This is a genomic window from Pseudoalteromonas sp. SR41-1 (assembly GCF_014164015.1).
GTDB lineage: Bacteria > Pseudomonadota > Gammaproteobacteria > Enterobacterales > Alteromonadaceae > Pseudoalteromonas > Pseudoalteromonas distincta.
The window spans coordinates 170,150-188,291 of the sequence record NZ_JACJEK010000004.1; the positions used below are offsets into that span (position 1 = coordinate 170,150).

The 18,142-nt window shown below is 39.6% G+C and carries 17 protein-coding genes; 11 read left to right on the plus strand and 6 right to left on the minus strand.

The annotated features are described in order from the left end of the window. Positions 1-31 precede the first annotated feature (31 nt). Positions 32-931, plus strand: coding sequence for a Dyp-type peroxidase (locus H5118_RS04925; protein ID WP_182747983.1), 900 nt, complete (start codon positions 32-34; stop codon positions 929-931). Between the two features lie 7 nt (positions 932-938). Here the strand turns inward: H5118_RS04925 and argR are convergent, their stop codons facing one another. After that, a complete protein-coding gene (gene argR, locus H5118_RS04930; RefSeq protein WP_002957753.1) occupies positions 939-1,406 on the minus strand; it encodes a transcriptional regulator ArgR in 468 nt (155 codons plus the stop codon). A gap of 225 nt (positions 1,407-1,631) precedes the next feature. On the opposite strand from argR, the gene mdh reads away from it, so the two are divergent. Next, entirely contained in the window at positions 1,632-2,564 is a 933-nt protein-coding gene (gene mdh, locus H5118_RS04935; protein ID WP_002957751.1) for a malate dehydrogenase, read from the plus strand. A gap of 247 nt (positions 2,565-2,811) precedes the next feature. On the opposite strand, the gene ispB is transcribed toward mdh, so the two are convergent. Further along, on the minus strand, positions 2,812-3,783 hold the full coding sequence (gene ispB, locus H5118_RS04940) for an octaprenyl diphosphate synthase (RefSeq protein ID WP_024596483.1): 972 nt from the start codon (positions 3,781-3,783) through the stop codon (positions 2,812-2,814). A 422-nt stretch (positions 3,784-4,205) separates the two neighbouring features. Here ispB and rplU point away from each other — a divergent pair, with 422 nt between their 5' ends. From rplU to H5118_RS04975, 7 genes are all read left to right on the plus strand, one after another. Further along, positions 4,206-4,517, plus strand: a complete 312-nt coding sequence (gene rplU / locus H5118_RS04945; RefSeq protein ID WP_002957748.1) for a 50S ribosomal protein L21 — start codon at positions 4,206-4,208, stop codon at positions 4,515-4,517. Positions 4,518-4,533: 16 nt separating this feature from the next. After that, the gene (gene rpmA / locus H5118_RS04950) at positions 4,534-4,791 is read left to right on the plus strand and encodes a 50S ribosomal protein L27 (protein WP_002957747.1); all 258 of its coding nucleotides are present in this window, start codon (positions 4,534-4,536) and stop codon (positions 4,789-4,791) included. Between the two features lie 138 nt (positions 4,792-4,929). Then, positions 4,930-6,087 (plus strand): Obg family GTPase CgtA, encoded by a 1,158-nt coding sequence (gene cgtA, locus H5118_RS04955; protein ID WP_002957746.1) that lies wholly within the window; start codon positions 4,930-4,932, stop codon positions 6,085-6,087. 73 nt (positions 6,088-6,160) lie between these two features. Beyond that, entirely contained in the window at positions 6,161-6,652 is a 492-nt protein-coding gene (gene folA / locus H5118_RS04960) for a type 3 dihydrofolate reductase (RefSeq protein WP_002957745.1), read from the plus strand. Positions 6,653-6,730: 78 nt separating this feature from the next. After that, entirely contained in the window at positions 6,731-7,108 is a 378-nt protein-coding gene (locus tag H5118_RS04965) for a DUF3718 domain-containing protein (RefSeq protein WP_024594810.1), read from the plus strand. Positions 7,109-7,555: 447 nt separating this feature from the next. Then, positions 7,556-8,440, plus strand: coding sequence for a UTP--glucose-1-phosphate uridylyltransferase GalU (gene galU / locus H5118_RS04970; protein ID WP_024594811.1), 885 nt, complete (start codon positions 7,556-7,558; stop codon positions 8,438-8,440). A gap of 132 nt (positions 8,441-8,572) precedes the next feature. Continuing rightward, on the plus strand, positions 8,573-9,046 hold the full coding sequence (locus H5118_RS04975; RefSeq protein ID WP_024594812.1) for a peroxiredoxin: 474 nt from the start codon (positions 8,573-8,575) through the stop codon (positions 9,044-9,046). A gap of 106 nt (positions 9,047-9,152) precedes the next feature. Here the strand turns inward: H5118_RS04975 and H5118_RS04980 are convergent, their stop codons facing one another. Continuing rightward, complete coding sequence (locus tag H5118_RS04980; RefSeq protein WP_182747985.1) at positions 9,153-11,279, minus strand: S8 family peptidase; 2,127 nt, start codon at positions 11,277-11,279, stop codon at positions 9,153-9,155. Positions 11,280-11,607: 328 nt separating this feature from the next. Between H5118_RS04980 and H5118_RS04985 the strand changes: the two genes are divergently transcribed. Continuing rightward, on the plus strand, positions 11,608-12,792 hold the full coding sequence (locus H5118_RS04985; RefSeq protein WP_024595536.1) for an NAD(P)/FAD-dependent oxidoreductase: 1,185 nt from the start codon (positions 11,608-11,610) through the stop codon (positions 12,790-12,792). 2 nt (positions 12,793-12,794) lie between these two features. On the opposite strand, the gene H5118_RS04990 is transcribed toward H5118_RS04985, so the two are convergent. The 3 genes from H5118_RS04990 to H5118_RS05000 all read right to left on the minus strand — a co-directional run bounded on the left by H5118_RS04990 (position 12,795) and on the right by H5118_RS05000 (position 17,402). Continuing rightward, positions 12,795-13,898: a GGDEF domain-containing protein gene (locus tag H5118_RS04990; RefSeq protein ID WP_182747987.1), complete on the minus strand. Its 1,104-nt coding sequence runs from the start codon at positions 13,896-13,898 to the stop codon at positions 12,795-12,797. Positions 13,899-14,079: 181 nt separating this feature from the next. Further along, positions 14,080-15,186 (minus strand): DUF917 domain-containing protein, encoded by a 1,107-nt coding sequence (locus H5118_RS04995; RefSeq protein ID WP_182747989.1) that lies wholly within the window; start codon positions 15,184-15,186, stop codon positions 14,080-14,082. Positions 15,187-15,260: 74 nt separating this feature from the next. Then, positions 15,261-17,402, minus strand: a complete 2,142-nt coding sequence (locus tag H5118_RS05000) for a TonB-dependent receptor (protein ID WP_182747991.1) — start codon at positions 17,400-17,402, stop codon at positions 15,261-15,263. 195 nt (positions 17,403-17,597) lie between these two features. Between H5118_RS05000 and H5118_RS05005 the strand changes: the two genes are divergently transcribed. Further along, the gene (locus H5118_RS05005; RefSeq protein WP_002957736.1) at positions 17,598-18,128 is read left to right on the plus strand and encodes an Lrp/AsnC family transcriptional regulator; all 531 of its coding nucleotides are present in this window, start codon (positions 17,598-17,600) and stop codon (positions 18,126-18,128) included. Positions 18,129-18,142: the final 14 nt, after the last annotated feature.

Sequence of the window (18,142 nt, forward strand, 5' to 3'; positions counted from 1 at the left end):
GTGTTTTTATCTGTAAAACTAAGGAATAACAATGGCGCAAGCGCAATCAGGGATTTGTGCTGAAGCAAACTTACACGGTTTGCACTTATTTTTTAATGTGTTTGATGGTCAAGACGAATCACTTCGCGCAAAGTTAAAACAAGTAAGCGCTATAGAAGAAGAGTTTAGCGATCAATTTTCAGAATCAATGCTCTCTTGTATGGTTGCTATTGGTGCGCAATACTGGCCGCATATCCTCCCTGAATACATTCCAAGCGAATTACAGAGCTTTCCCAATATAACCCATAGCGATCACCAAATGAGCGTACAACCGTGTGATTTATTTGTACAAATTCGCTCTGACCGTGAAGATGTTAACCATTTATTTGCGCTGCAAATTTTAAAATTATTTGCCCCCGATGTAGAGCTGGTGGAGCAAATTCGGAATTTTCGCTTTTTAGATGGTCGTGATTTTAACGGTTTTATTTATGGTGGCGACACCGCACATGGAAGAAAAAAGCGCGCTACGGCTTTAATCAGCAACCCTGGTAGCTTTGAAGATCAGGGAAGTTATATTCATGTACAGCGTTATAAGCATGACTTAACTATGTGGCAGCACTTATCATTGAGCGAGCAAGAACAAATAATGGGGCGTACGCGCCTTGATAACACACTAATTACCCCCGCAATTGAAACCAGCCATGCTTCGCGAAGTGAGCTAAAAGACGAAGACGGACAACCGCTACTATTAAATCAGAGCATGCCTTATGGCGATGTATATGAGCAGGGAATGTTATCAATTACATGCGCTTGTACGGGTACCGCATTTGAAAAAGTACTTAATAGTCGTTTAGGGGAAGGGGATTGTTACGACCACTGGCTTGATTTTACTCAAGCCGATATGGGTTCTGCTTTCTTTGCGCCTTCAGTCGGGTTTTTAAAACAAATTTAGTTTGCTATTAAACCGTATCAAATAAAATGCGAACACGTTCAAGTGTTACATCTATTTCAGATATTTTAGCAGGAGCGATAAAAATAGTGTCATCGCCGGCAATAGTTCCTAGTACGCCATCTGCTTTACCTAATGAATCTAATAAACGTGCAATAAGCTGAGCAGCACCAGGGCTGGTACGAATAATGATCATCATTTCGTTGTGCATAATGTCGATTACTAATTGGCGTAATGGGCTTTTAGCCGTAGGTACACCCATTTCAGCAGGTAAGCAGTAAACCATTTCTTGCTTGGCATTACGTGTACGTACAGCGCCAAACTTACTTAACATGCGTGAAACTTTACTTTGGCTTATATTGTCAAAACCTTGATCTTTTAACGCATCAACTATTTCGCCTTGAGAGCCAAAATTTTCTTCTTTTAATAGTGATTTAAATGCTTTTACCAGTGCTTCTTGTTTATCTTGTGGTTGCATAGTCTTTATTCGTTTTTGTTATTTATGCTGCAAATTCTACACAAAAATGAATAATTATGCAGCAGTTGTTTAGTTAACTTGCCAGTTTGATGCGTTAAATCACATAAGTTTACGACTATGGTCGAAAATATACTTGAAATAGACAGGATAAATTTGTTTTTAGTCGCTAATTTCATTATCTTAAGAGCCACAAATGTTTCCTACCTCAAATTACGGAGAATTCCAATGAAAGTTGCTGTATTAGGTGCTGCAGGCGGTATCGGCCAAGCGTTGTCTTTATTATTAAAAACAGGCTTACCAGCTGGCTCTGAATTATCACTTTATGATGTTGCACCAGTGGTACCAGGTGTTGCGGTTGACCTTTCTCACATCCCAACAGATGTTAAAGTTGCAGGCTTTGGCGCAGACGATTTAAATAAAGCGCTTGAAGGTTCTGACATCGTTCTTATCCCAGCGGGTATGCCACGTAAACCAGGTATGGATCGTGCTGATTTATTCAATGTAAATGCTGGCATCATCAAAACTTTAGCAGAAGGCATTGTTGCCAGCTGTCCTAAAGCGTTAGTAGGTATTATTACTAACCCAGTAAACGGCACAGTTCCAATTGTTGCTGAAGTATTCAAAAAAGCAGGTACTTACGACGCTAAACGCGTATTCGGTATTACTACGCTTGACGTTATTCGTTCAGAAGCATTTGTTGCTGAACTTAAAGGCGTAGACGTAGCAACTGTAAAAGTACCAGTAATTGGTGGTCACTCAGGCACAACTATTCTGCCTCTACTTTCTCAAGTTGAAGGTGTTTCTTTCACTGATGAAGAAGTTGCTGCACTTACTCCACGTATCCAAAATGCGGGTACTGAAGTTGTAAATGCTAAAGCAGGCGGTGGTTCAGCTACGCTATCTATGGGTGCTGCTGCAGCTCGTTTTTGTATGTCTTTAGTTAAAGGCCTACAAGGTGAAGAAGTTGTAGATTACGCTTACGTTGCTGTTGAAAATGGCGATGCAGAGTACTTTGCACATCCAGTACGTTTAGGTAAAAACGGTGTAGAAGAAATTCTTTCTTACGGCGAACTAAGCGCATTTGAAACAAAAGCAAAAAATGACATGCTTGAAACTCTGAAAAAAGACATCAAAGAAGGTGTTGATTTCATGGCGTAATAGCCAGTTTGAGCGATACCAATTGCATTAAATAAATGAGCAGTTATTACGATGGATAAATAGCTCGTTAGCAAGGCAAATATTACGATGTATAGTTGTTCTATATAAATAATATTTAACGCAGCTAATGAGTTATTTAGCCCGAAAGAATGCTTAATGTTTTGATAAAATTGGTATATAAAAAAGCCTGCATTCGCAGGCTTTTTTATTGCTCAGAATTAATGTCACACTGTGTAACTAGTTAAAACTAGTGGTCGCGGTCAACCGCAATACGGGCAAGGCTTATAAGTGCTTGCTTATAGTCAGACTCAGCTAAAAAATCTAAACAGGCAATGGCTTTTTCGGCCTCAAGCTCTGCTTTTTGCATTGTAAACTCAAGCGCATTAGTTTGTTTTAGTGCAGTTAAAATTTCTTCTAAATGCTCCATACCATTACTGTGCTCTATTGCATCACGAATGAGCTGTGTTTGCTGCTCGCTACCATGTTGCATAGCATAAATAAGCGGAAGGGTTGGTTTGCCTTCAGCTAAATCATCGCCAATGTTTTTACCTAGCTGCTCAGCATCTGCATTGTAATCGAGTACGTCATCTACTAGTTGAAACGCAGTACCTAAATGCATACCGTATAGGTTTAGTGCATCAAGTGTCGCTTGGTCTTGCTCTGTGATAATGGCAGCAAGGCCTGTAGCTGCTTCAAATAATTTAGCCGTTTTAGAGTAAATAACCTGCATATAGCTGGCTTCAGTCGTATCTGGGTCATTGCAGTTCATCAGCTGCAATACTTCACCTTCAGCAATAATGTTTGTTGCATCGGCAAGTACTTGCATAATCTGCATTTTTCCAAGGCCAACCATAAGCTGAAATGAGCGAGTGTAAATAAAGTCACCGACCAATACGCTAGCAGCATTACCAAATTCAGCATTTGCTGTAGGCGTGCCACGTCGTAAGTTTGATTCATCTACAACATCATCATGCAATAGCGTTGCTGTATGGATAAACTCAACAATTGTTGCAAGTGTTATGTGATCTTTACCCTGATAACCGAGCGCTTTGGCTGCTAAAATAGCCAGCATTGGACGAACGCGTTTGCCGCCACTGCTAACTATATATAAACCAAGCTGATTAACTAACGCCACATCTGAGCGCATTTGCGCATGTATAAGTTGATTGACGTCATTCATATCGCTTTCGATTAACGCCTGGATAGCTTTTATATCCATTGATCTCCGAGCCAATTTTTATGTGTGAACGGCGCAGATTGTACAACAAAAAATGCACTAGCTCGATATTTTGTGACGATTGATTGAAAAAACACTATTAAAGTACTTAATTTAGACTGAATTAGCCAAGATAACTGATTAATTGATAATCAATATAGAGTTTATGGTGTGCTTAGATATTGAGCTGTGAGGGTCATATTTGAGTACATTAATTTATTTCGGCTAAGAGTTAAAAAGCGCTTGGCAAAAGGGCCAATTAATATAAAATGGGGTAAATATTGAATTGCTCTCAAAGCAGCTACTTTTTATTCATTTTAATTACAAAATAGGCTTGCTAGTTATTTCGCGTTAGCGTAAACTTCGCGCCCTATCGAAGAATATTTTAGTTGCGCCGATTTGAGGGTGCACAGACGGAGTTAATTATGTACGCGGTTTTCCAAAGTGGTGGTAAACAGCATCGTGTGACTGAAGGTCAAACGATTCGTCTTGAAAAATTAGACGTTGAAACTGGTGCGGCAGTAGAATTTGATTCAGTACTTTTAGTTGCTGATGGTGAGAAAATCGAGATCGGTGTACCGTTCGTAAACGGTGGCAAGATAACAGCTGAGGTTGTTTCACATGGTCGCGGTGAGAAGATTAAGGTTGTTAAATTTAGACGCCGTAAGCATTCTCGTAAGCAAATGGGCCATCGTCAATGGTTCACTGAAGTTAAAATCACTAGCATTAGCGCTTAATTAGAGGTACTTAGAAATGGCACATAAAAAAGCAGCTGGTAGTACTCGTAACGGTCGCGATTCAGAAAGCAAACGCCTTGGTGTTAAGCGTTTTGGTGGCGAATCAGTTCTAGCGGGTAGCATCATTGTTCGTCAGCGTGGAACTCGTTTCCACCCTGGTACTAACGTAGGTATCGGTAAAGACCACACTATCTTCGCAAAAGCAGATGGTAAAGTTCAGTTTGAACAAAAAGGTCCTTTAAACCGTAAATACGTAACTATCGTAACTGAGTAATCAGTAAGGTAGTTAAAAACCCCGCCTTTGCGGGGTTTTTTGTTTTGTAGTCAGCCAATATATACCCAAGCCTGCATTTGTGCTGGCTTGGGTATATAATAGAGTTATTAAACAAGCCAATCCCTAAAGTGAGTAATCATGAAGTTTGTAGATGAAGTAGAAATTCGCGCAGAAGCTGGAGACGGTGGCAGCGGCATCGTGTCTTTCCGTCGTGAAAAATATGTTCCAGATGGTGGACCAGACGGCGGTGACGGTGGAGACGGTGGTAGTGTTTATCTACAAGCTGATGAAAACTTAAATACCTTAATTGATTATCAGTTTGAGCGCTTCCATAGAGCTGAACGTGGTACTAACGGTCGTAGCCGTAACTGTACAGGCCGAAAAGCTGATGACTTATTTGTTATGGTGCCTGTGGGCACGCGCATCATGGATGTTGATACCCAAGAGGGACTTGGCGATTTAACGCAACATGGTCAACGAATTTTGGTTGCAAAAGGTGGTTTCCACGGCTTGGGGAATGCGCGTTTTAAATCAAGTACTAACCGAGCACCTCGTCAAAAAACATTAGGCACACCAGGTGAAGTACGTAACTTAAAATTAGAGTTACTATTATTAGCTGATGTTGGCTTACTTGGATTGCCAAATGCCGGTAAATCTACGTTTATCCGCAGTGTATCTGCAGCAAGACCAAAAGTAGCTGATTACCCATTCACGACGCTTATTCCTAATTTAGGTGTAGTACGTCCTGAAGCAAATAAATCATTTGTTATAGCCGATATTCCGGGTCTAATTGAAGGTGCATCTGATGGCGCAGGCCTAGGTATTCGCTTTTTGAAACATTTAGAGCGTTGTCGTGTGTTATTACACATTATTGATGTAATGCCGGTAGATGGTTCAAACCCTGTTGATAATGCGTTTTCGATTATTAACGAGCTGCACCAATACAGCCCTAAATTAGCTGAGAAGCCACGCTGGTTAGTATTTAATAAAATAGATTTATTACCAGAGGATGAAGCAAAAGCGTTATGCGAATCGATTGCAGAAGAGCTGGGCGAAACTGAAAATATCTATCACATTTCAGCAATTAATAAACTTAACACTCAACCATTAATCCACAACATAATGACACTACTTGATAGCATGCCTAAAGAGAAGTTTGTACAAGTGGAAGATGAAGAAGTTGAATTTAAGTGGGATACCTATCATGAAAAAGCCACTAAAGGTAAGGGCAATGATGATGATTGGGATGACTGGGATGAAGATGATTACGACGTAGAAGTTGTCTACGAGCGTTAATTAAATAGAATTTACTAAAAAGGAGCTTATGCTCCTTTTTCTTTGTTTAAGAATAAAGTACTAGGTGTTTATTATGATAATTTCAATGATTGCAGCAATGGCAAATAACCGTGTAATTGGTCTAGATAATAAAATGCCATGGCATTTACCTGCAGATCTTCAGCATTTTAAAAAGGTCACTACGGGTAAGCCTGTGATCATGGGTCGTAAAACTTTTGAGTCTATAGGCCGTCCATTACCTGGGCGCCGTAATATTATTATTACTCGAAACAGCGAATATACTGCACAGGGTATTGAAGTAGTAACTACGCCAGATGCCGCATTAGAACTCGTTACTACTGCTGAAGAAGTAATGATTATTGGTGGTGGTAATATCTATGAGCAATTTTTACCAAAAGCAGAACGCCTGTATCTAACTTTTATTGATTTAGATGTTAAAGGCGATACACAGTTTCCAGATTACAATAAAGTTGCTAATTGGTACGTGAAAGAAGAGCAAGAAAACCATCCGGATGACAAGAATTTATCTAGTTATAAATTCGTAACTTTATATAAAGAACGTTAACATTATTGCGTAAATTTTGATAGATTGATATAATATTCGATAGTCTATATAAGAACAAAGTATTATAAAGGGTTTGTCATGTTTAAATTACCAAAGCTAGTTGCACTTACTGCCGTTGTAGCTGTTAGTTCGTTTTCGTATACAGCACCTGTAAATGCTGAAGATCAATTAGCAGTATCTATTTGTGAATATATTGCGGCAGACGATAAAAACCGATTACGCAGCAAGCTTAAAAGCTCTCGTGTAAAAATTCGTAATATTTATGATGCAGTACAATGTAATGGTAATAACTTATTACGTCATGCTGTTGCTAGTAATGCAGTAGATACTGGTGAGTATATAGTTAAAAACTTATCAAAAAGTGCGTTAACAGATGGTGCTGATATTGCTTGGGCTGAAGGGAATTTTGCCAGCTCACCGCTTATTGCAGTAATTAAAGAGCGTGCAGGTCTTTAATTATAAAAAGGTTTTGTAACGCGACCTTTAGTTAGAAATTTATTGGTCTGGGTTTGTTATTTATAGCAAACCCAGGCTTTTTTCGTTTAGCTAATGTAATCTCACCCCACAACAAAATCATTAATAAACTTCATAACTTACCTGCTCATTTTAAATAACCAAAAATGTAGAGACTCTGTTTAATAAACAGCTTCAAATTTACTTCTTCAAAAGAGGTAACTTTATTCAGCTGGTATCTATTTTGTATCTGCTAGTTTGTACCAATACGCAATAATACTTAATTATTTTGCGGGGCTAAACGTGTCGCACCTGTGTTAAAAATTCTCATTTAGAACAACTAAGTAGCGAATTTTTTGCCTAGCTATCAACACGTTTTTCCATCCTAAAAATAGATCACTTAATTAAGCGAATTGATATTATTTACAAACTTAATCACTAAGGACAGATATGAAAGCTGTAATTCCAGTAGCTGGCTTAGGGACGAGAATGCTCCCTATGACAAAAGCTATCCCAAAAGAAATGCTCCCAATAGTCGATAAGCCTCTAATTCAATATATTGTCAGCGAATGTGTGTCCGCTGGTATTAAAGATATTGTGTTAGTTACGCATAGCTCTAAAAATGCAATCGAAAACCACTTTGATACAAGTTATGAACTAGAAGCGACTCTTGAGAAGCGTGTTAAACGAGCTTTATTAGATGAAATTCGCTCTATTTGTCCAAATGATGTAACTATTATGAGTGTACGCCAAGGTGAAGCTAAAGGGCTAGGGCATGCTATTTTATGCGCTAAACCAATAGTTGGTGATAACAACTTTGTTGTGCTCCTGCCTGATGTGATACTTGATGCCTATACTGCGGATCAAGAAACTGAAAACTTAGCGGCCATGATTAAACGCTTTAAAGAAACTCAAGCAAGCCAAATAATGCTTGAGCCGGTAGCTAAAGAAGACGTTAGTAAATATGGTATTGCTGATATAAACGGTGTTGAGTTAATGCCCGGTAAAAGTGCTGCAATTAAAGCAATGGTTGAAAAACCTGATGCAGATTTAGCGCCTTCTAATCTAGCTGTTGTAGGGCGATATGTACTGAGTAAGAATATTTGGCCTCTACTTGCAAAAACGTCTGTAGGTGCTGGCGGTGAAATACAACTTACAGATTCTATTGACGCATTAATGGCACAAGAAACCGTTGAAGCATTTCATATGAGTGGTCGCTCTCACGATTGTGGAGACAAGTTAGGCTACTTAAAAGCAATTGTTGAGTACAGTCTGCGAGATGAAAAGCTAGGTAATGATTTTTCAAGTTTTATAAATGATTTGAATTTACCTTAATACAGCGCGTATTCTTCGTTCTATGGTAGGCTATTTTGAGCTACTAAGTTAGCCGTACTTTTTATACCTAGTAGTGTAGGCTACGTAGTACGATTGTTACTTATTCTGTATTAATCTTTTCAAGGAATTACCATGATTGAGCAAGGCCAAGAATTACCAGCAGTGACGTTAACGCAATTAACTGACGACGGTATGCAATCTCTTACAAATAAAGAATTGTTTGAAGGTAAAAAAGTCGTGTTATTTGCAGTACCTGGTGCGTTTACACCAACGTGTTCAAATGCCCATTTACCTGAATTTATTACCCTTGCTGATAAAATTAAAGCAAAAGGTGTTGATGCTATTTACTGTGTATCTGTTAATGATGCATTTGTTATGAAAGCATGGGGTGACTCACAAAACGCGCAAGAAATTACAATGCTTGGGGATGGCGATGGAAGTTTCACTAAATCTTTAGGGCTTGATAAAGATACTGCTAGTTTTGGTGGTATACGTTCAACGCGTTACGCTATGATTATTGAAAATGCGCTAGTAACAGGTTTATTTGTAGAACAAGACAAAGAGTTTGTTGTAAGCCGCGCAGAATCAGTACTAGAGAAGCTATAACAGTAATAAAGTGTAGATTTTAGTTTTAACTAATCTGCTAGTTATTATTGAAAAACCGATGTTGGCAGCAACATCGGTTTTTTTTATTAAAGGCCCAAACTTTAAATTACGGTTGGTATTGCCCGCTAAGCGTTAAACCAGAGAAAGTGCTATAAGCGTTAACGCTTAAGTGCCAAGTACCTGCTTGTGGATTAGTAAATGTACATGTTTCTGCATTGCCATTTTTATAAGGGCGGCAATCGTATGAGCTTGCTGTTGGTTGGCTACCGTATTTTACAAATAAATCAGCATCGCCACTGCCACCCGATGTTGTTACTGTAAACGTAGTCATTCCAGCTGGTACATCTAACGTGTAATGTTTCCACTGCCCAGTATTGGCTGACACATCGCTTATAGTGCCGCCACCTGCTTGTGGAGTACCTGAACCGCCACCCGATGATGAACCACCAGTAATATTACCTACTAAGCTAACAGCTGAATACGCAGAGTAGCCGTTAAGCATTACGTGGTAAGTTCCCGCAGTAGGGTTATCAATAGAACACTCTTCGCTATTACCGCCTTTATATGGACGACAACCATAGGTAGTAGTTGTAGGTTTACTGCCTGCACGTACGTATAAATCAGCATCGCCAGTACCACCACTCATAGTGAATGTTACGTTAGTTGCACCGCTTGGTACTGTCATCGTGTAAAATGCTTGTGCATTTGCAGCCCCACTTAAACCTGTTTTAGCTTCACCATTAATAAGCTCGCTATCGCCACCGGTAGGTGGAGTAGTGCCGCCACTTGCTGCTGCAACAGCTGCGGCAGCATCAACAATACCCGTACCACAGCTAGTACATGTTGCAGGGAACGAACGGGTAGTTGATTTTAAAATACTTTCTATTTCGTCAGGCGTTGCATCTGGCTTTGCTTGCTTAATAAGTGCCGCAACACCTGCTACGTGGGGCGCAGCCATTGATGTACCTTGTGAAAAGCCATAGCTGTCGCTTGAAGGTGTAGACGAACCTGAATTGTAAGTTGATAGAACGCCTTCAGAGTCGTTTGCAAAGCTTTGTGCGCCACCTGGTGCTGCAACATCAATATTGCTACCGTAGTTTGAGTAATAAGCTCTGCCGCCATTACGGCCCACTGAGGCTACGTTTACTACACCGTTACAGTTACCTGGGTTGTAGTTTGCTGAGTTATCGTTATCGTTACCTGCAGCAATAACTACCACAGTGCCGTTACTACGTGCTGTGTTAATTGCATTTTGAGTTGTAGAGCTACATGAACCGCTCCCACCTAAACTCATATTAATTACATCAGCAGGGTTTGAGTTAGCAGGAATACCTGAAACACTTCCACCAGATGCCCAAATAATACCGTCTGCAATATCAGAGGTTAAACCACCACACTTACCTAGTACACGAACAGGCACTACTTTTGCGTTATAAGCTACGCCTGCAACACCTTCACCGTTATTGGTTACCGCAGCAACTGTGCCTGCTACGTGCGTGCCATGCCAGCTAGAGTTTTGTGCACCGTTAGTACCACATTCATTCGCAGCAACTGCATCACCAGGATCACGTGCATCGCTATCGCGACCACCACCGTCATTAGCTACCGAAAGGTTAGAGATCATATCGTAACCCGGTAAAATATTAGCGTTTAAATCAGCATGAGGGCGGTAGCCCGTATCTAGTACAGCTACAACTACACCGCTACCCGTTGCGGTATCCCATGCGGTCGGTAAGTTTAAACCACCGGCTTGCTCGTAGTAGTGCCATTGGTCATCAAAACGTGGATCGTTAGGAGTTGAAAACGGCTTTAGCATTTGATCCACTTCAATGTATTCAACATTGCCAGAATCAACCATTTCTTGCATAAACTCTTGGGCCTCAGCCGCACTTAATTTTTTATCAGCACGCATTACGTGATGATTATTAAGTGCCATTGCACGAACGTATTTTGCTTTTACTTTGCCTTTTTTAGAAGCGAAGTTTTTAACAAAGCTTTGTGCGCGCTTTTTCATGCTAGCTGGGCTTGCGTCTGCAGTTGAGAGGCTCGCCATTTCGTTATTATTTTTATATTTAATAATGAACTGAGTTTCGAAACCGCCTTGGCTTTGTAGTTTAGCCGATGTTTCAGCCATTGAACTTGAAACTGATTGAGCCATGCCAGATGTTGCAGCAAAAAGCGTACTAACTGTAATTGCAATTGCGCATCTTTTAAAAGTTTTACTTGTTGTCATAATTATCCCTAGATTTTTATTTATTATTTCGTGATGTAGGATCACGATGCGGGAACAAAAGTAAACGATCTGTTAACTAGGTTAAAATATCAATTTATTATGTACCTCTTTCATTTAGTTATAACTCAGGTTTTTAGCGGTTTACTCGTTGTTTAGTATTTGTCATATAAATTAAAAATAAGTATAAAGGGTTGGTTTATTGTGCGGGTAATTATTCCCGACTTATTACTGATGCGTTTTTGTTGTGTTATTGCTAATAATTTAAATGCTACGTTGTTAGCTATCAAACTTTGCTATAATCGGAAAAATTTTTTAGTAGGGTAAAATAATGAGTCAAGTAGATGTAATTGTAATAGGTGCGGGAGCTGCAGGATTAATGTGTGCAGCGCAAGCTGGATACCGTGGCCGAAGCGTTACAGTACTTGATATGGGGAAAAAACCAGGTCGTAAAATTTTAATAAGTGGTGGTGGGCGTTGTAATTTTACAAATGAAAACGCAACCCCTGATAACTACTTATGCGCAAATGCTCATTTTGTTAAATCATGTTTAAGTCGCTATACACAGCATGACTTTATTGAGCTGGTAGACAGACATGGCTTGGCGTATCACCATAAAACACTAGGTCAGCTTTTTTGCGATAACAATGCACAAGACATTGTTGATATTTTACTGACCGAATGTGAGTGGGCCGGGGTAAATATAAAACTACGCAGTGAAGTGATCAGCGTATCAAAAACCGAAACCGGCTATAGCGTTACCACAGAGCAAGAAACCTTAAGCTGTGAGTCGTTAGTTATAGCATCAGGTGGCTTAACTATGCCAAAACTAGGGGCTACACCAATAGGTTATAAAATTGCAGAGCAGTTTGGCTTAAGCGTGTTACCAACTATGGCTGCACTTGTGCCGTTTACTTTGCATCAGCATGATAAAGAGCGTTTTGAAGGGCTCTCGGGAATTAGTATCCCTTGTGAAGTTTCAAGCGAAGACGGCACCGTATTTAAAGAAAACATCCTCTTTACTCACCGAGGGTTATCGGGCCCAGCAATATTGCAAATAAGCTCATTTTGGCGAGCAGGGCAGGCTGTAACTATAAACTTATTACCTGAAATTGATTTAAGGCAGCAACTTGCTGATTGGCGAGAAACGCAAGCCCAAAAGTCCTTAAAAAATAGCCTTGCAACTATTTTACCTAAACGCTTTATAGAAATACTGCACGAAAGCAAAGCGATACCAGATTGTAATATTAATCAGCTTACCCATGCTCAAATAAATGAGTTAGTAAATTATATTCATGCGTGGCAAATTAAACCCAATGGCACAGAAGGTTATAGAACAGCAGAAGTAACATTGGGCGGTGTAGATACCGACGAGTTGAGCTCAAAAACCTTTGAAGCTAAAAAAGCTAAAGGCCTATACTTTATAGGCGAAGTAACTGACGTAACAGGGTGGCTTGGAGGCTACAACTTCCAATATGCGTGGAGCTGTGGATTTGCTTGTGGGCAGCACGCTTAAGTTTAGGCTATAAACCCATCTAAGTAAGTTGATTGAGCGATAACGGTTGAATCGTTATCGCTAACACATACTTTATTGCGTCCATTATTTTTAGCCTTATATAGCGCTGTATCAGCCCGCTCCAGTAGTTTTAGCACTGTATCGTCTTTTTGTATCGTTGCTAATCCAATACTTATAGTAAATGCTACATTTGTAACTGTGTTTTCGGCAATATACTTTATCAGGTCATCGGCTTTTTTAGCGCTATCATTTAAAGAGGTGTTGGATAAAATAATAGTGAATTCTTCTCCACCCCATCGCGCAATAAGTGCGTCATTTCCCATACGGCTTTTTAATATTTTTGCAAATTCAGTTAGCACGTTATCACCAACCAAATGCCCGTAGGTATCGTTTATATTTTTGAAGTGATCTATATCGCAAATAAGTAAGCAATATGGGGTTTTAAAAACGTCATTTTTAGCAATTAACTGTGATAATTCAAAATCAAATTTTTGCCTGTTATAAAGCCCCGTTAACTTATCGGTTTCTGCTAAGTGTTGAATTTCTAAGTTACGGATAGATAATCGAGTGTATGCCGAAAACCGTGTTTTTTCGTAAAACCTAAAAATTAAAATATGAGCAAGGCTTACCTCTATAAGATTAAATAAAGAGCCTAAGCCAATTGTTACAGTTTGCTGTTGTTGTAAATACACAAGATACGCACAAATAGCAAAAGCGACTATACTAAATAGGCTTCCCCAGTTCCTTCCAACTAAAAAAAAGCTAAAAGGCGGGATCAACGTTGCCCAAAATAAAGAATGCGCATGTCCGCCTACAGAAATCACAAACAGCATTATTAAGCTAACAACCATAAGGGCAACGGCCCATGCTGCTGCATTTACGTTGGCTGTTTTATTAAACCAAGTATAGATACCTAGTGATATAGTCAGCCCTAGGGCATCAATTAAAGCAATGTCATAGCTTTCAAAGTAGAAAAGGTTGAGGAGTGTTAAAACTAAAAAATAACTCGTAGTTATTAGTAAAGAGTGGGCTATTAAACGAGTACGCCAAAAGTCTTTATGATCTTTAGGGTATTGCGGAAACTCCTTATACCAAAAACCTAACATACCAAATAACCCTTGAGTCCATTAATTTAAAGATTATTACCTATATAAGATTTTTATTATAGCTTTTTAACTTTGATTAAAAGAGTATTACAGGTTGGAAGTGAGTTATTTATATAAAAGCTTAACGGGTTAAACGCTAACCACGCTAAGCTTTATAATAATTCAGGTTAGAGCTGAATAGTTAACTATTTATAGCAGGGCGATAATCACTCTTAACGCCTGCGTAATTAGGGCCAAATATAGAAAGTCCTTTTGGTGTTGTAAACTCAACAGGTGCTGGCAAAATAATAACGGATACAGGCATACCTATTTCATAATTTGGGTTGGTGATTGGCGTACCCGCTTGTGTGTTTAGGCAACAAATTAAATCAGGGATGGTAACGTGTACTTCTTTATTTAAAAACGCAGCCATATTTTCGTTTTTAACCGTAATTTTATAACTGTTACCAGCAAACTCGCCAGTACCAGCAAGCATAACTTCGCCTATAGTAAAGCCTTCAAGTGTTTTAAATTCAAACTCACTAACAACTCCTTCAAACGCGACAAATCCATTACCTTGCTCGGCAACTACATTAATAGTGTTTTCATTTGAGTTGTTGGCTTCACGCATGGCTCTTCCAAGCTTTAATGCTTTACTTATCGTGCCGTGAATAACCGCATCTTTCATCTGGTCAATAGGAAGAATATGATCAATGGCTGCGATGTCGTTACGGCTTATTTTGGCAAGGGCACGCACTACGGTTTCAGCGCGTAAGTCATCCATAACGTTTTCACAAATAAAGCATTCGCCAAATTCGTTTGCGGTAATAATTGGTGCTGCGGGTAAATTATTTAAATAATAGGTTGAGTGGGTAATTTCAGGAACTGCTCGTCCAGCAGGGTCGGCATCAATGATGTAGCCATCAAACATAGCCGCTAAATAAAACGATACCGCAGTGTTAGCGCCACCTAGTTCGCAACAAATCGTTCCGTAAATAGATTCTTTATTCATGTACTCAAGGGCGCGATCGTATGCCGCTAAAATAGAATGCTTACCTGTACGTGGGAGATTAGCGTAAGCGCGCTCTTCCGTATCTGTTAGTGGCGAGATTGCCCCTAAAATATAAGGTGTGCATACAAGTTCGCCTGCGGGTACTTCATCTGCGCTAATAAGTTTAAACGTTTTACCTAGTGCAAGGGCTTCGTCAATGTAATTTATGCCTTCACTTAGCTCACCGCCACCACCGGTACCTAAAATGGCGCAGCCGTATAAAATATCAATTAGTTGTTCACGATTAAGAATTTGCATGTGTGTATCGCTATTGGTTATCTAAAAAAGAGGCTGCCTTAAGATTGTTTAAAGCAGCTATTTGAGAGTTGAAATTAAAAATCGTAGCTTAGCTCTACGCCGTAACTACGTGGTTTATTAGGTTGGCGCGCAAGTTCAGTAATCCCATCGCCATATAAAAATATATCTTCAATGGCACGCTCATCAGTGAGGTTGTCTACGTAAACTTGCACTGTCCATTGCTCAGATTTAATGCCAACCCCGGCATTAAGGTAGGTGTAGCGTGATGACTCTACATCTGGAATATCAATGCTGAAGGTTTTAGGCCCTTCTATTAATACCTCCGCGCGGGAAAACAGTGACCACTGGCCGTTTAATTGCGTATTATGATTGGCCGATATGCTGTAGTTGTATTCAGGGACCCAAAACTGTGGTCTGCCAGTAAGCTCAGGGCGCAGTGCAAAGCTTTTTATTTCTGAATCAATAATACCGGCGCTTAGGTTTATGCTTAAATTGCTGGTGGCTGCATAGGCCGCTTCTAGCTCTAAGCCTTTGGTTCGCACTTCATCAATTGATAGATTTTCGAGGGTGTATGTATCTACATTAAATTGCGTAAATTGAGCATCGTCTTGGTCAATAATAAACGCAGCTCCATTAAGGGTTAATTTGCTATCAAACAAAGACGTTTTAAAACCCATTTCGTAGCTATCAGACACTTCTTGATCAAAGGTACGGCTAATTCCTTCTGCAGGCTCATTAAAGCCGCCACTTCTAAATCCGTGCGAATAACCTGTATAAAGTAAAAAGTCATCCGTAACTTGGTATCCTAAAGTTACTTTTGGCTGTAGTTGGCTAAACGACTTTTTAGCGTAAGTATCTGTTTTATTAGTTGGGTCGAACGATTCACGTGTATCGTGATCGTAACGTAGTGCGCCGGTTAACTCTAACTGCGAGGTAATATCGTAGTTAAATTGCCCCGCAAGAGCCCACGCATCACTGCTGTTATTATCGATAATAGATAAGTAAGGTTCATCGTTTGCAAAGTCTTTACGGGTGAGTATTTGTGCATCGGTAAAGTCATCGTAAAAAAGTACCGCAGTGTCGCGGTCGCGCTGTTGATAAAATGCCGACACAGACCATCTAAACTCCTGATCTGACTGGGATATAAATCGAGACTCAACAGTTAACGATTCAACATCGTATAATCCTTCAGTACCAAACGGTGCTCTAAAAAAACCGTCTTCGTCAATAAAGGTTGCATCGGCAGAGTAGTCGCCATCGTAAAAGTGCTCGTTTTCTGAATTGCTGTAGGCAGTTACAAACTCAAACTTACCTAAATCGTAATGTTGGGTAAGTTTAGCGCTTAGCTCATACACATCACGCTCGTCTTCGTTAATAATATTTTGCGAGGTATTAATTGAGAAGTCTTCAATAGTGTCATCGTTTACGCCTTGATAGTAAGCAAAACCCGCTTCGCTCGACGTGTATTTACCTTTAAGGTTTATTGATGTGTCTTCAGTTAATTCAAATTCTAATTGAGAAAATACTGATTGCTCTTTTAATGGATCGGCTTTATCGCCTGTGTAGGTGTTTTTAATGAGGCCATCGGTATCTTTAATGTAACCACCGGCTCTAAAATAAGCCGTGTTTTCATCATTTAACGACCCTGACACAACTGCATTTAGGTTATAGGTATTGCCGTTGCCAATTGATCCTTTAACTTTACCTTCGAAGTCTTCAATTGGTTTTTTTGTGGTAACAATAACCGCACCACCAATGGCACCACGGCCGTACAGTGCGCCTTGCGCGCCACGCATAACTTCAATGCGTTCAATATCTACCAAGTCTTGGTTAATAAACTCTAAATCGGGGGCAGTTACACCATCAACAACAAATGCAAGCGGCGGATCGCCCACTTGCGGTGTAATTAACCCTCGAATAGTTATGCGCGCAAGGCCGGGTCTAAAGTTATCAAGTTGCGACAAATTAGGCGTTAAATTAGCAACATCGCGAAAGCTGGTAATACGAGATTTTTCAATCGTATCGGCGCTAAAGGCGGTAACAGAGTCTGGCACGTTTTGAATTGACTCAACACGTCCTCGAGAGATAACAGAAATTTTTTCGATAGTGTTGGCTGTATTATTTTGTTCTTGTGCATTAACGTGTGACAAGCACGATAAACTCACCGCCGATGCTAAAAGCGTTTTATGGAATTTTGTTCTATTGTATCTGCTCATGTTATATGTCCTAATGTCACGACTAAGGTAATGTTTTTAACGTACAAACATTGTCGCTTTTTCAGACAAAATAATATTTTGTAAAACCTCAAATGAGCACAAACATATTGTGAAAATATCTAGCAGGCGCTAAGTTTTATGTACATTTTGACAATAGGTTTACAAAATTAATTATTTTTCAATGTGAAACCAGTTATGAAAAAAACGATAAAAATAGACAGATATAACCAAAAAATATTAGCAATAGTGCATCTTACTGCCGATCTCACTAATGTAGAGTTGGCAGAGCGAGTAAACCTTTCTCCCAGCGCTTGTTTTCAACGCGTTAAAGCATTAAAAGAAGCTGGGTATTTTCGTACATTTCATGCCGATATTAATCTTGAACAAATATGTGAACATGTGTTTGCTTATATGGAATTTACGCTTGAGGACAATAATTTAGCTGCTAGGCGTAAGTTTTTAGCTGAAATACACGATATCCCTGAAATAATGGATTGCATGCAGTTAAGTGGTGATATTGATTATATTTCTTTTTGTTGTTTTGCAGATATTCAGGCGCTTAATGCAATGTGCGATAAGTTAACGGGCAGTAGTAATTATACGATTAAAAAATTAACCACACGTATCGTGCTTGAGCGAGCCAAGTTCTTTTTAGGCTACCCGCTTGAAAAACTAAGATGGCGAGACGAAATGAAAATAGAAGAAGACGAACAAGGCGCTGATTAAGCGCCTTGGTTAGT